The 14,420-nt window shown below is 50.1% G+C and carries 10 protein-coding genes, 1 pseudogene and 1 riboswitch; of the genes and pseudogenes, 1 reads left to right on the forward strand and 10 read right to left on the reverse strand.

Annotated features, from left to right (window positions below):
- Nucleotides 1-11: 11 nt before the first annotated feature.
- The 6 genes from PBA01S_RS13330 to PBA01S_RS13355 form a co-directional block, all read right to left on the reverse strand.
- Complete coding sequence (locus PBA01S_RS13330) at nucleotides 12-881, reverse strand: carbohydrate ABC transporter permease (RefSeq protein WP_016313730.1); 870 nt, start codon at nucleotides 879-881, stop codon at nucleotides 12-14.
- Between the two features lie 64 nt (nucleotides 882-945).
- Nucleotides 946-2,229, reverse strand: coding sequence for an extracellular solute-binding protein (locus PBA01S_RS13335; protein WP_127576162.1), 1,284 nt, complete (start codon nucleotides 2,227-2,229; stop codon nucleotides 946-948).
- 12 nt (nucleotides 2,230-2,241) lie between these two features.
- Nucleotides 2,242-3,969, reverse strand: coding sequence for a glycoside hydrolase family 13 protein (locus tag PBA01S_RS13340; RefSeq protein WP_127576163.1), 1,728 nt, complete (start codon nucleotides 3,967-3,969; stop codon nucleotides 2,242-2,244).
- 34 nt (nucleotides 3,970-4,003) lie between these two features.
- Complete coding sequence (locus PBA01S_RS13345) at nucleotides 4,004-4,996, reverse strand: LacI family DNA-binding transcriptional regulator (RefSeq protein WP_051416794.1); 993 nt, start codon at nucleotides 4,994-4,996, stop codon at nucleotides 4,004-4,006.
- Nucleotides 4,997-5,143: 147 nt separating this feature from the next.
- Nucleotides 5,144-8,602: a DUF6359 domain-containing protein gene (locus PBA01S_RS13350; RefSeq protein WP_127576164.1), complete on the reverse strand. Its 3,459-nt coding sequence runs from the start codon at nucleotides 8,600-8,602 to the stop codon at nucleotides 5,144-5,146.
- 206 nt (nucleotides 8,603-8,808) lie between these two features.
- On the reverse strand, nucleotides 8,809-10,245 hold the full coding sequence (locus tag PBA01S_RS13355) for an NAD(P)/FAD-dependent oxidoreductase (RefSeq protein ID WP_127576165.1): 1,437 nt from the start codon (nucleotides 10,243-10,245) through the stop codon (nucleotides 8,809-8,811).
- 66 nt (nucleotides 10,246-10,311) lie between these two features.
- Nucleotides 10,312-10,411: riboswitch (purine riboswitch) on the reverse strand.
- 254 nt (nucleotides 10,412-10,665) lie between these two features.
- Here PBA01S_RS13355 and PBA01S_RS13360 point away from each other — a divergent pair.
- Nucleotides 10,666-11,970: a hemolysin family protein gene (locus PBA01S_RS13360; protein WP_028537538.1), complete on the forward strand. Its 1,305-nt coding sequence runs from the start codon at nucleotides 10,666-10,668 to the stop codon at nucleotides 11,968-11,970.
- Between the two features lie 70 nt (nucleotides 11,971-12,040).
- Here PBA01S_RS13360 and PBA01S_RS13365 read toward each other — a convergent pair whose 3' ends face one another.
- The 4 genes and pseudogenes from PBA01S_RS13365 to PBA01S_RS22795 all read right to left on the reverse strand — a co-directional run.
- Nucleotides 12,041-12,535, reverse strand: a complete 495-nt coding sequence (locus PBA01S_RS13365; protein WP_028537537.1) for a hypothetical protein — start codon at nucleotides 12,533-12,535, stop codon at nucleotides 12,041-12,043.
- 94 nt (nucleotides 12,536-12,629) lie between these two features.
- Complete coding sequence (locus PBA01S_RS13370) at nucleotides 12,630-12,953, reverse strand: hypothetical protein (RefSeq protein WP_127576166.1); 324 nt, start codon at nucleotides 12,951-12,953, stop codon at nucleotides 12,630-12,632.
- Nucleotides 12,954-13,197: 244 nt separating this feature from the next.
- A complete protein-coding gene (locus PBA01S_RS13375; RefSeq protein ID WP_127576167.1) occupies nucleotides 13,198-13,398 on the reverse strand; it encodes a hypothetical protein in 201 nt (66 codons plus the stop codon).
- Nucleotides 13,399-13,522: 124 nt separating this feature from the next.
- Nucleotides 13,523-14,420, reverse strand: a pseudogene (locus PBA01S_RS22795) (hypothetical protein); the annotation flags it as partial.

Consider the following 14,420-nt stretch of genomic DNA (forward strand, 5'->3'; position numbering starts at 1 on the left):
TGGTTCGCCCCCTATTCCTGTTTGTTCAGACGGAACTGCACAGCCGTTAATCCAGCAATGATCACTGCAAAGACATAGGATAACGCGGAAGCGTAACCCAGATCATACTCGGAGAACGCCTTCTGATACATTCTCGTTAACATCACTTCAGTCTGATGCAACGGTCCGCCGTTGGTGATGAGATACACAGAAGTAAATACATTAAACGCACCGATAATTAACATCATTTGGATAAAAAATGTCGTGCTTCGAATCGACGGCAGCGTGATATAGCGGATTTGGTTCCACGCATTGCAACCGTCTAAAGAAGCCGCTTCATATTGATCTTTGGGTACCCCTTGCAGCGCGGCCATGTAGATCACCATCGCCCAGCCGACCCCTTTCCAGATCCCAAGGATTCCAAGCACGATCAAGGCTTTGCCCGGTTCACTTAACCAACTGATCGTCCGATCCGACAGATGAAGAATATCCGTAATGGCGTAATTCAAAAAGCCCTGATCGGCAAAAACATACTTAAAGATTAACGAGGCAACGACCCAAGACGTAATCACCGGCAAGAAGTACAGCACTCGAAACGTCTTGGTTCCGGGACGGTTCTGGTACAGTGCATAGGCGACCAGAAAGCCCAAAATCATTTGGCCGGGTACAGAAATGATTCCGTAGATAAAGATATTTCGTATCGAAATCCAGAACACTTCGTCCCCGAACACATGCTTATAATTATCTAATCCAACAAATTTAAGTTGATTAATGTTCGTGAGCCGAAAATCATAAAAGCTGTAGATCAAATTCCGGATCAACGGGTAGAGAATAAATAAGGCAAAAAATAAAAATCCGGGCAAAAAGAACAAGTAACCAGCTGCTCCGTTTTTTTTGCGCATGTCATGTTGACTCCTTCGTAAAAGGGAGCGCCTCCCTTACGGAAAACGCTCTCCTGAAAATGGACTACTCCTTCAACAAAGCATCGATGGCAACAACTGCCGCATCCAGCTCCGTTTTTACATCCGCATTCGTCATGAAAATTTTACTCATCGCATCATTAATCACACCGTCAATTTGCGGCCAAGCACTTACCGGCGGGCGAGCTTTCGCCGTCTTTAACTGCTCAAGAAACGGTGGATAATAATCGATCGCCTTGACATCGGCATTCTCCATCGAGGCGAGGTTCACCGGAATTTGTCCGATTTTGCCCATCTCAATCTGAGCCGCTTCCGATACCATGAACTTCACAAATTTCCAGGATTCCTCCTGCTTGTCTTGACTAAAGATCCCGATATCCTCTCCGCCTAACACTTGAATGGAACCCGCTGATCCCGCCGGGAATGAAGTCATTTCGACCTCAAAATCAGGGAATTGAGACTGAAATTGAGCGACTGCCCATGGGCCTTCCGCCATCATGGCATAACTTCCGCTCGCATGGCCTTCCGTGACCGCAACATCACCAGGCTTAAATCCGGAAATTTGACCAGCGTTGTAAGCGTTTTTAAGCTTCGTCAAAATTTCTACAGAAGCCGGGCTATTCAAATAACCGTCCGCCGTTGTAAAGTCAGGCGAGAGCACATCCCCCCCGTTGCTCCAAATCCACGGCAAGACATTCCAGCCTTGAAGAGCCGGTTCGCCGAATCCCCAGCTTTTTTCATACTTACTTTTGATTTTGCCCAAAGCCTCGAAGAACTGTTCCGTCGTCTGAGGTGCTTGCTCTACACCGCTTTGGGACAGCATCTCTTTGTTCCAGAACAACACCTTGGTATTCGTATTGAGAGGAAGTCCGTAATAGTGGTCTCCTACCTTCGCTGTCGACAATGGGCCTTCCAGCAAGCTGCCAGCAACCTCGTCAAAATCTTCAAAGGCGTCTAACTGTTGCAGCATCCCGCTCTTTTGGAACTCCGGCACCCAGATGATGTCCAAGCGGGCGACATCCGGCAAATCGCCGGCACTGCCGCTGATCTGCAATTTCTTATGCAGGTCCTCCCAGGTAAAGGCAACAGGGTTCACTTTAATCCCGGGATTTTCCTGTTCAAATTTCGGAATCAGCACTTCTTTTAACGTCTTCTCTTCCGGTGATGCGGTACTGTAGTGGTGCCAGAACGTTATTGTAACTTCCTTGCCCGGCTTCACGTCCGAGCTTGTCCCATTCGACGTCTCTTGGTTCCCCTTGGAACCGCAGCCCGCCAAAACCAGGGTCAAGGCGAGTAAAATCGGCAATAACTTGCTCCATTTATTTATCATAGGTAGATCTCCTTAATTCCGTTTTTGGAAAAGCATCGTCTCTCCGGGGCCGATGAAATCAGGCAAGTTCCCGGTATCCTGCGAATGATCCAGTGTATAAGTGCCAATCAAGTCAAACCGCTTCATCACGTTGTCCAAAGCCTGACGGTCTTGCGAGAAGTTGATCAGAAGCACCGCTTCTGCGGTTTCGATGTAGCGCCGGATGACGTAACACTCCGAGTCTTCCCGGTATCTCAGCTCCGTGTTGCCGTAATGCAGTACTGGATCGGTTGTTTTACGCTGAATCCAAGTGCGGAACTCTCGGAACAACGATGGTTCTGCCGTGGCCAACTGCCAAGGCATGCTTCCGCGGCACCCTGGGTCATTCTCCCCGGTCATTCCCAGTTCGTCCCCGTAATATATTGTAGGATTCCCCGGCAGGAAGAATTGAAGGGCCAGCAGTAGCCGAAGCTTGCTTTCATCATTCCCGCAACGCGTTAAGATTCGTTCCGTGTCATGGCTTCCCAGCAGGTTAAACATTTGATTTAGTTCTGCCAAAGAATACCGATGGAGTAAACTTACGAGTCTGGAATGAAACTCCGTCAGCGGAATGGAACGATCCAGACAGTAGTCGAACAGAATCGTTCGCAGCTCATAGTTCATCACGCTGTCCACACCGCCAGACGCCATCAGGCGCTTGGCATCATCCCAGATTTCTGCAATAATGATAGCGTTAGGATTTAATTTCTTGACACAGGATTTCAGCTCCCGCAAAAAGCTGATTTCCACCTCATCTGCGACATCGATTCTCCAGCCGTCGATCCCCGTCTCCTTCTGCCAAAAGGAAACGATATCGTATACGTACTGCTGAACTTCGGGATTCGATGTCCGCAGCTTAGGCATCCATTGATAATAGCCCACGGAGTCGTATCCATCTTCGCTTCGTTGAACCGGGTACCGGTTAATATAGAACCAATCCTTATATACCGAAGCTTCTCCATTTTTAACAACGTCCTGAAAATAGGGATGATAGAACCCGCAATGATTGATTACCAGATCGAGAATCACCTTAATATCGTGTTCGTGGCATTTTTGGACGAGCTCTTGCAAATCTTGTACTGTCCCGAATTGCGGATCGATTTGGAAGTAATCTACGGTGTCGTATCTGTGATTCGACGTAGCCGCAAATATTGGATTTAAGTACAATGCATTAATACCCAGTTCGCTCAGGTAATCCAATTGCTTGATGATTCCTCGAAGATCACCTCCCATATAATTGTCCCGCGTTGGCACGCTCCCCCAAGGTTCCACAAATTCCGGATCATTTCCTGGATCCCCGTTACAGAAGCGTTCAGGGAAGATTTGATACCATACCCGGTTCCCAATCCATTCCGGTGAGTTCACCATGTCGCGATCTCCCGCATAGGCATACGAATAGCTGCCCTTGGTTCCCTCCGTCTTACGTAATCCCTCAGCGCCCAGCCAATAGGATTCCCCCTTTGCAGTAAACTCGAAATTATATTGAAGGTACCGAATGCGAGATTCCATACCCGTCAATATCGTGCGATAGTACTTAAATTCTCCTGATTCCGCCCATAATGTCATCGCTTGTTTCCGAATACCATACTCCTGCTTATATTTATTCCAATAGTTTAGCGTGACTTGGTTCGCATCAGCAGGAAGCTTTAAGCGTACTTCCAATTCATTCAGAGAAATGAGGGTAGCATCTACTACCGGGTCGTGATACAGATATTGGGTCATCAACTTAATACCTCATTATGTTTAGTTTGTTCGATTATTTGCCAATTTGGGTTGGAATTGAGATAAACGACGGTACCCCCTCTTCTTTATTCATCCGAGAGAACAACATTTGCGCCGCTTGCTTTCCCATCATTTCCAGGTCGATCTCCACGAAATGCACCGGGTATTTCAAGTATTTCGACATCGGAAAGCTGTCAAATGTAGCTAAAGCCAGCTCAGCCAAGAGAGGATTACCATTCTCCCAATCCAAAATTTCGAAAAGCTGTTCATGCGTACAGCAGATCAGAGCATCAGGCCGTTGCGTTTCCAATCCAGATCTAGGGGAATCGTACAGCCTCTTTAAAACATCAGCATGCTCGATTACTTGAGGTTCCAAGTGGTGTTGACGCATCGCTTCATGGTAGCCATTTAGGCGGTCACTCAGAAATTTGTCCCGCTGGGCGGTTGCACCGCCGGCATAAATCATGATGTTGCGACAGCCCAAATCGATTAAATGCTCGGTCAGAATCCGACCGGCCTGAACGTTATCGATATCCACCCAAGGTGCGTCCACTTGCTTCAATGTATTTTCACCGGTTACGACAAACGGCATGTTATGTTTGATCAGCAATTCATAATTCCGTTCATTTAGCAGCGTATTGGGGATAATAACACCGTCAACCCGGCGCTCAACCACCACTCGCTCGAACGTTGATCTGCCATTCTTCCCGTCATGATCGCTCATCATAAGAAACATGTGGTCGTGATTGTATACAACCTCTTCGATCCCTTGAAGCACTTTGTAGAAATAAGGGTTAGCATAGGCCTGTTTATTGGTGTAATCAAAGCAAAAACCAACCGTAAGTGTCTTCTTCGTCGCCAATCCGCGCGCAATGGAGTTGGGGACATAGTTATACTGCTTCATGATGTCTTCGACTTTCTTCCGAGTCTTCTCGGAAATGTTCCGATTCCCGTTGATCACTCGGGATACGGTCGCCTTGTTAACACCCGCTAAAATCGCAATTTCTTGAATCGTTATCTTCGACACGAATGATCTCTCCTTAACCTGCAACCGGTTGCATAACTCATTATACAAAACGCTTACAATCTTAGCAAGCTTGCTTTTTTGTAATAAGCAAAAAGTCGCTCAGAATGGACCATTCTGAACGACTTATTATTAGCCAAGGCCCGCCGCTTAAGCCGCCTCTCCCCCGATATACTCCAAATCCTCCAGCATCAGATTTGCGAAGCTCTGTTTGATGGTTAATCCGCTTTGGACGCTGACCGTTATCTTCAGCGCCTTGAGCTTGATGTCGCGCTCCAGTGGAGTTTTGGCCTTTTGCAGCGAGGCGATTTGGGCTTGTAGGCTGGTGGCCGCGCCATTCGTTAAGAAATAGCCGTGATCTTTGCCCATGTCCACCAGCTCATCTAAGTGCGCAATGTCGATGGTCACTTGGAACGTAAAATCCACCGACATGGTATGTCCCGCTGCATCCGTTGCTTGCACCGTCAGTTTGTGAGTACCAACCGATAGCGAGAACGGAACGATTTCCGCAACCCCTGTGATGGTTCGTCCGTCAAGCCGGTAAGCCGTTGATTTTGGCCCGCTGACCGCGTCATTTACATCAACGTGAAAAGGAACACTCGAAGCAACCTGCAGCACTTGCTGATCCCCGGTGAACGTCACTTCTGGCGCCAGGCGATCTACGTTAATGTACAGCGTCTTGGGCGCTTCCTCGTTACCTGCCCGATCTACGGAGCGATATTCTATCGTATACTTCCCATCGTCTGCAAGCACCAGCGGTTCGGTATACGGAATCCACTCCCCGCCATTCACCCGGTACTCCGTCCGGTCCAAACCGCTGCCTCCTTCATCCTCTGCGTTGAACGTAACCGTAACTTCCGTCTGATTATAGACATCTGCGCCCTCCTTCCCTGCGACATCGCGTTCCGTCACCGGAGCCGTCAAATCCGCTTCGGTGGTGCTCGGCACGACATCAGCCAAGGCCAGCGGCTTCAACTGGTAGGTTCCTCGATAGACGGAGGCAACCCCGCTGATATCCACAGACGTACCTTCCGGGTACAGCGCCAAAAAGGCATCCATCGTCACTCCGGTGCGGCCGTCAAACCGCACCCGTGTCGTGCTGCCGTCTTCGCGAACGGCGTTAAATTCAAAGGAACCTGCCGGAGTAGCCGCAACCACATCCTGCACTACGACATGAGTCAGGGTGATTAGCTGACCCTGGTTCGCCTCTGTCACCGCCTCCTGAACCTGCGGCTGCGGCAGCGGGGCCGTTCCCAGCTTCTCGATCAGCACCGGATTCTCCAGTTCCACTTCCCCGTTGTACAATGTGCGGGTTGCACTGATCCGGATCAGGTCACCGGCATGATATCCCGCTGCCGTTTGGAAGACGTAAATGCCTCCTGTCTCGTCCTGCAAATAGAAGCCTTGACCGCCAAATACCCCCGGTTCGGAAATAATCACTCCTTGAACCGTGACAACCGTTCCTTCTGCTGCCTCACGCGCTGCGGCAATCGTACTCAACTCCGGCACCGGCGGATGGTCGCCCGGCAACGGCTCGGCATCCACATTTGCAATCTCCACCTGCTTCGTGAGCTCGTTCGCGCTGCCTTTTTTCAGACGTAAGTTAGCGCTTGTGGCGGTTACCCCCGGCTTCAACTGAACGGTCAAATCCTTAGATGCATGACCCAAGGAATCGCCTGTGAGCGAAAACGCCGGGCTGTAATTGTAATCCGACCAGCTGCCGTCCGCATTCTGGAATCGGGCGATCTGCTCGCCGCCGGCCAGGTAGATGCCTACCCGCAAATCGGATACCGTCTGCCCCGGCGTTAAGCCGTCTGCAGTCACGCGGATCTGAAATTCTTGCTGGCTTGGCAACTGCGCTTGATGGACAAAGGCAAATGTCGGCTCCGTTTCCGGTGCTTGTGATGAACCGTACGAACCCGGCTTAAACGTAACTGGATCATACCACTTGTATCCGGGTGCAGGCTGTGCCCACGGCTCCGGCTGCGGCTCGGTTGTGGCCGCGGGCTCCTCGTCTGCGTCCAGCGCAGTTGGCGTATCCAGCACCAGTCCCGGCACCTGATCAAAGGAAGTATAGTTCTCGTCATATGCCAGCCATTTCACGGTTTGCACCAGGAACAGGCCGTCGTCCACTTCCTTGAAGCCGTCATATGTCGTTTTCTTCTGCCCGTTTTCTTCCCGTACATACTTGGGTGTTGCGTCTTCCACCGGCGAAGAATCGCCGATAAACGCGGCTTTCCCAAGCCCCAGCTTGGCGATGGCTGCATAAGGGCCTTCCGCCCGGCCGCCGCCATTATAGACGCCTTCATCAACAGCATTACCCCAGGCCGGAACGCCGGTAGGGACGTAAACAAGTCCTTTGGCCTTCTGCGGATCGAGAATGGCCACGGTTGACCCTGCATGCATGGCGACCGCATCTACGCCCGCCGTAATGCCAAACGATTGCGAAGGGCTGACGATATCCGTTGCATTCACGTCACCCAGCGCGTTATAACGGAAGCGAACGCCAAAGTTGTCTGCTAACCAGTCGGAGCTGCTCACCCCCTGCATCGCAGGTGAATTGGCCTCTTCGGTTGTCATCCCTTTCGCCGGATTTTCGTAGGCCCCGCGGCGATAACCGTTAAACACCTCAGAAGCGTCCCAGCGGTTTTTGTTACGGTCAGCATTATAATGGTCAGAGATGAAGAATACAGCGCCGCCATTTTCCACGTACTGCACCAATGCTTCCTGCTCAGCGGTCTTAAACGGAATGTTCGCTTCAGGAATTACAAAGACGTCATAAGGCTCCAATGTTTCGTAAGTAATCGCCGTTTCCCCAAACGTATATGGGATTGGCCGGTCCAGCGACTCTACTGTAAAACCGGCTGCCCGCAGCCCATCGGCAAAGTCAGAGAATGCGCCGTCAATGACCCAATCCGCTGCTCCGGCGGTTTGGCCGTGGGCGTTGTCAAACAGCACCTTCTTGCCGGTGCCGTCCGGAAGCTCGGGGATGTCACCCGGATCTGGATCTTGACCCGGGTCCTCCCCGGGATCCTCGCCAGGGTCTTCACCCGGTTCTCCCGGCTGGTCTTGGGATAGTGAAATCTCGGTTACATTCTTTAATCCCGCAAAATTGTTGTACGCCGCCAGTGAACCCGATACGACCACCGACTTCCCGATCAAATCCGGGTTGCTTTGCAGGCCGAACTCCGCTCTGAAGCTGGAAGGAATCTGTACGTCGATGAGCTTCGTCTTATCCTGTTCCCCAGCCGTATCGGCAATCAGGAAGTTAAAATCGTTGCCAAAGGGCGCCTCAAAGTCCGCCGTAAGCGATCCTGTCGCATGGCCCACGATGATGCCGACCACTTCCGCAACTTCGCCGCTATTCCCTTTGGCAATCGCCTCCGCAACGCTGAGCGGAGCGGCAGCGATTTGCAGCAAGGCCTCGCTGCTGTTTGGTGCTGCGTTAATCTGCGCCCCTGTCCCGGCCGTCGATACATCCACTGCCACATCGGCAGGCTGTGCTGCCGCTTGGGATGCCCCCCCCGGCAGCCCGGTTACGGTTAATGCACCGGCTAATAAGAAACCTAACCATTTCCTGCGCCAAGCGTTCGCCTTGCCCTTACCCATAAATTATCGATTCCTCCCCATGCGCTTGTTTTTGATGGACTACCTCCTCATCATACTTATTTTAAAATTGAACATTATTTCCTGTCGATTAAAATTATGTAAAATCATTCCTCCCTTTATAAACCTCAATGTTTCACAATGAACGAAAAAACGGGTACTGCCCTCTGTTTCAAGGACTGTACCCGTATGACGATGACTTTTTGACCTTACACTCCTGCTTTCTCGATCATTCCGCGGGCGATCCATACTCCAGCTGCTCCCGCTTGAGCTAAGCCGCGAGTAATTCCTGCGCCGTCGCCGCCGCAGAACAGGCCGCTGATTTCCGTTTCCAGCGATTCGCTCAGCTTCGGACGGGCCGAATAGAACTTCGCCTCTACCCCGTAGAACAACGTATGCTCCGAGGCAATCCCCGGCGTCACTTTATCGAGCGCCTCGACCATCTCGATCAGGCTCTTCATCGTATTGTACGGCAGCACCAGGCCAAGATCACCCGGCACCGCTTCCTTCAGCGTTGGCTCCAGGAAGCCTTCGGCAATCCGCGCAGCGGTAGAGCGGCGTCCGCGCAGGATATCACCGTACTTTTGCACGATGACCCCGCCGTTTGATAGATCGTTGGCCCGCTGGCAAATTTCCCGCGCATACTCGTTAGGTTTATCAAACGGTTCAGTAAACCGATGTGATACGAGCAGCGCGAAGTTGGTATTCTGCGAACCCAAGGCTGGATCTTTGTAGGAATGGCCATTGGCCGCCATCACGCCGCTGTGGTTCTCGACCACGACATGTCCGGAAGGATTGCTGCAGAACGTGCGTACCCGCGTACCAACCGAAGTGTTGAAAATAAATTTGCCCTCATACAAATGCTCGTTGATCTCCCGCATCACCACATCGGAGGTCTCTACGCGAACGCCAACGTCTACCTGATTGTTCGTCATTTTCAGGCGACGCTTCTTCAGAATCTCGGTCAACCACGCAGAACCGTCCCGGCCTGGAGCGACCATCACCAGATCGGCCTCATACGTTTCGCCGTTCTTCAGCGTGATCCCGCGGACTTGGTGGCTTCCCTCGATTTTTTCCGTGATCAGGTCCTCCACTTCGGCCTTAAACAGCATATCAATGCGCGTGTTGAGATATTCGTAGATCGATTTCAGGATTTCCAGATTCTGCTCGGTCCCCAGATGGCGCACCTGCGCTCGCAGCAGCTTGAGCCCGGCGGCATATCCGCGCTGCTCGATTTTTCGGACCGCTTCGGTCATCGGATCGGTGATGGTGGTCGTCGCCCCGTGCTCCAGGTTGATCGCATCGACGTATTTGATCAAATCCAGCACCTTGGACGGCGCAATGTAATCGCTAAGCCAACCGCCGAATTCCGTGGTAATATTAAATTTCCCGTCGCTGTATGCTCCAGCCCCGCCAAATCCAGCCGTGATCGAGCAGGCCGGCAAGCAACCGGCAAATTCCTTACGCCCGGCCGCAGGCGGGCAAAGCGTAATCTTCTCCTCTAAGATCGGGCAACGGCGGCGATAGATATCGTGCCCCTTGTCCACCAGAAGCACCTTCCAATGCGGCGCTTTCCGGGTCAGTTCGTAACAGGCGAAAATTCCGGCAGGGCCGGCTCCCACTACAATGACATCGTATTTGCTCATCTGTATCCTCCTGAGATGGTTAATCATTCACATGATAAATAAAAAAATTCCTGACCTCTCATAGGTATGCGTATGCACCCTATTCGTAGTCAGGAATTTATGGTTCCTTGTAGAGACCCTCAATCCATATTATTGAGGATATACGAACTTGTTCTCTATTTCTATGGACTTGTTTGTGTTTTGGAACAACCTGAGTATAAGCGTGATAAACGGATAAGTCAAGATAAAATTAAATCAAATATTCGTGTTTTGAAACAAAACAAAAGATAAAACGTGGCTAATTTCACAACCTTCGCCGAAAACACGAACATTAATACCCTATCTGCCTTATGAGCAGGTTCGCATGAAGAAGGGAGTTTATTGTATAATAGTGATAGATTCACGTCATTATATTAAATTATTGAGGAGTAGATGCATCGAATGGACAGTGACAGGTATTTGGTTTTGAATGTGGTTTTGGTCGTTTTACTTATCGCGTTAACGGCGTTTTTTGTCGCGGTAGAGTTTGCGATCGTTCGGGTCCGGGGAAGCCGGGTTGATCAGTTTGTGGCGGAAGGACGGAAGGGTGCCGTTGCCGTCAAGCAGGTCACCTCAAACCTGGACGGATTTCTATCAGCTTGCCAGCTCGGGATTACGATTACCGCGCTGGGACTCGGATGGCTGGGAGAACCAACGGTGGAGAGCATGTTGCATCCCCTGTTCCACAGCCTGAACATACCTGAGGCAGTTGGCAGCGCGCTTTCGTTTATTATCGCGTTTGTCGTCATCACGTATTTTCACGTTGTGGTGGGCGAGTTGGCCCCTAAAACCGTGGCGATCCGTAAAGCTGAAGAAATTGCCATGATTACAGCCAAGCCTTTAATTCTTTTTACAAAAATCATGCGCCCCTTCATTTGGGCCCTAAACGGTTCGGCCAACCAGCTTGTGCGCTTGTTCGGCGTCAAACCGGCCTCAGAACATGAGGAAGCACACTCTGAGGAAGAACTACAGATCATCATTAATGAAAGCTACGAAAGCGGCAAAATCAATCAAAGCGAATTTGGCTACGTGAATCGGATTTTCGCATTTGATAATTTGCTCGCCAAGGAAATCATGGTACCTCGCACCGATATGGTGTGTTTATATACGGACAAGACGCGTGAGGAGAACTTGGAGATCATCCGGGAACAGCAATACACCCGTTTTCCGGTTGTGGATGGCAGCAAGGATAACGTCATCGGAATCGTAAATACGAAACAGTTCTTCCTAGCTTATGATCATAATCCAAATCTGGATTTTTCCGCTCTGCTGCAGCCGGTGATGGCTGTCTCCGAGGTCACTCCAGTGAATGAGTTGCTGAAGAAGATGCAGAAGGAAGGCACCCATATGGCGATCCTGATCGACGAATACGGAGGAACCGCCGGCCTCGTTACTCTGGAAGATATTCTGGAGGAGCTTGTCGGGGAAATCCGCGACGAGTTCGATAAAGAAGAGGAAGATCCGATTGTCCAGCTGGACGAATCGCATGTGGTAGCCCTTGGCACCGTGACGGTAAATCAGATCAATGAAGTGCTGCTAACCGACCTGAGCACAGAAGAAGTGGATACTATCGGCGGTTGGCTCTATGGCAGAAATCCATCGATGGATGTTGGAGACACGCTGGAGCATGAGGATTTAACCTTCAAGCTGTTGGAGAAGGAACCACACCGCTTCAAGAAGCTTGAGATCGTAAAGCACGGCTCATAATGTTAAAAAAAACGCGAGCACAGAGTAAATTCTCTGCAGGCTCGCGTTTTTGATTAAGGCTTAAGTGCGATTAAAGCCGAATTATTTTTTTCTGATCCGCAGACTTAACAATATCGCTTACTTTGACGGTACCCGTGATTTTTCGGGGAACCCCGTTCACCTCATAAGCAATTTCGACATAAACGGAATCGTGAGGCCCAACCTTAACGCCTTGGATTAAATTACGTGTACTATAATAGATCTTTCCCTGAAAAGAGTCGGGTAACATAAAAGGATCGTCCGCTTGGCTTATAGAAAGAATAGATTTCCCCCCAATAGTTAATCCGTAAGCAACACCGGTAAAATGCTTGTTGTCTCCCACAACTTCCAAATGATGATCTGCTAGATATAGAGAGTTAGGATAAGTCACAAACTCAATATCATTGATCCTCAGATCCGCTGTTTCGATTGCAAAGTTATAGACTTTCGGCTCCTGGTGAAAACGAAATGGATTGTAGATCAAAACGATCATGACCACGATCAGTCCGAGGCCAATAGACGTTAGCACAACGTTCTTGGTATTCATGCTGCCTCTCCTTTTAATCTAAGTTAGGTTACAAATGCATGTTGGTTAAAGGATTAAAGAGAGACACTTAAGATGTCTCTCTTTATTTATAGGATCAATATGGTAATTTGGTATCGACGTATAATTTTCCTCTTATCGCCCCAAGCCAAAGAGAACAGGTTGTTCCAATCGTAGTATCTATACCGTTCCCTTCCCATGAAAACTTGAGGTTAGCTTTACTAAACCAATAAGAACGAGCTAAAGCCGATCTTGATTTCTCAATATCCTCAACTTCTCTTACAATTTCCGTTTTAGGCGTATCCGTAACTCCAAATCCTGAAGCATTTGGACCATACAATCTGAAAATTTTTGATTTGTAGCCTTTCTCATAATTTCCTAGCAAGAAATCTGCGTATACATATGCGCTTGCCGTGCCCACAGTTTTACTAATCTTGATATCCCAATAAGTAATATTTCCATACTCATCAGTTGAACTTCCTAGCGGATGTATCTTACTATTTGTTCCCCCTCTGTACCAACGGAGATAAAGGAACCGTCAGGGAAGCGATAGTATTTTATTTGGTCACCTAGTTTTGGATCGAATACGAAAAAGTCAGAAGGTATCCATTGTTGCATTTCAGGTTTATAGGCATCCCATAATTCGTTGTTCTTGACTTTCTCCTTTAGCAAAATTGCTTTTCTTTTGGAACTTGGTTTTCTTGAAAATATCGATCTAAATTGATGTCTTTTACACCATTAACATCAACAAGTTGATTAGCCATAGATGCAGAACTTGACACTCTCTCATAATTGCTAGCATTAGCAGTTCCCAAAGAAACGAACAACAACACAATGGATAACAATAACACCGAACTTTTCTTCATCATTCAACCGCTCCTTTATGTTTTTTGTTGTCACATAAAGGATAATAAAGGAAAATGAATCAAGTGTAAGTTATTTTTATCACTAATTTCCATTATTTATCACTAACGCAATGCGAATATTCATTTACCGCAGCAGGCGCCGACGCAGCTCCACCACTTCCTCATCTCCGGGGGTCTCCTCACCGTATCGAGTTCCATAATACAGTTGGAGCAAAGGGTCGGCCGTAGACTCCAGTTCTTGCCGGACGGCCGCTTCCGCGGCCTCGGTAGTACCGCCGCCGGTACCCACAAGCCGCTTTCGCTTCCCGGCTCTGGCCGATTTAGCGGCTTCCGCCTGCCGGGCCGATTCCTGTTTGAGCTCCTCCACCGTTTCCCGCGGGGTCAAATAAGGCTTAAGCGAGAACCCGCGCTGACGTTCCTGCCGCAAAAACAACCGGTATAAATAGCGGACGCGTTCCCGGTTATCCCGCATGTCCTCCCAACGTTCGGACGGCTTCCCCGTGCGCAGCAGACGGGCTCCCAGCTGGCGCCAGCCTTGCAGGGCCGATTCCCAAGTCAACAAGCTCGTCTCCTCATCGCGATAAGCAGCTTGCTCCGGTGCGGCGCTCTCCCGGCGCAACAAGTTAAGCAGGCGATGGATGGCTTTGCGCCAATATTCCCCAGCGTTCTTGTACAGCCAATAGAGGACGAACCCCAGTAAGGCCGCTAGAAGCAATCCGCCAAACACATAAAATGCATAGTTCAAAATTTCCGACAGCAGCCCCGGTTCCTGGGGTTCTGCCGGCAACATCGGCTCCAGCGGCGGTGTTACCGCTTCCGGCTCTTCCGTCGGCGGCAGCACAGGCTCCTGCGGACGGGTTAACCAACGCACGATCGCTTGAAGCATTCGCCACAGCAGGCTGCCAATCCAGCGCCCCACACCGGCCGCCAGCAACACAGCGGCCACAACGATCAAGCCGACAAATAACCGGTTATGGCGACGAAGCCCCGCCGGCAGCCGCTCTCCCGAGTCACCGGCCTGC

This window comes from Paenibacillus barengoltzii NBRC 101215, assembly GCF_004000745.1.
GTDB lineage: Bacteria > Bacillota > Bacilli > Paenibacillales > Paenibacillaceae > Fontibacillus > Fontibacillus barengoltzii.

Coding starts and splice junctions, on each gene's coding strand:
- PBA01S_RS13330 (WP_016313730.1), bottom strand. CDS start 881: ATGCGCAAAAAAAACGGAGCAGCTGGTTACTTGTTCTTTTTGCCCGGA.
- PBA01S_RS13335 (WP_127576162.1), bottom strand. CDS start 2,229: ATGATAAATAAATGGAGCAAGTTATTGCCGATTTTACTCGCCTTGACC.
- PBA01S_RS13340 (WP_127576163.1), bottom strand. CDS start 3,969: ATGACCCAATATCTGTATCACGACCCGGTAGTAGATGCTACCCTCATT.
- PBA01S_RS13350 (WP_127576164.1), bottom strand. CDS start 8,602: ATGGGTAAGGGCAAGGCGAACGCTTGGCGCAGGAAATGGTTAGGTTTC.
- PBA01S_RS13355 (WP_127576165.1), bottom strand. CDS start 10,245: ATGAGCAAATACGATGTCATTGTAGTGGGAGCCGGCCCTGCCGGAATT.
- PBA01S_RS13360 (WP_028537538.1), top strand. CDS start 10,666: ATGGACAGTGACAGGTATTTGGTTTTGAATGTGGTTTTGGTCGTTTTA.
- PBA01S_RS13365 (WP_028537537.1), bottom strand. CDS start 12,535: ATGAATACCAAGAACGTTGTGCTAACGTCTATTGGCCTCGGACTGATC.
- PBA01S_RS13375 (WP_127576167.1), bottom strand. CDS start 13,398: ATGAAGAAAAGTTCGGTGTTATTGTTATCCATTGTGTTGTTGTTCGTT.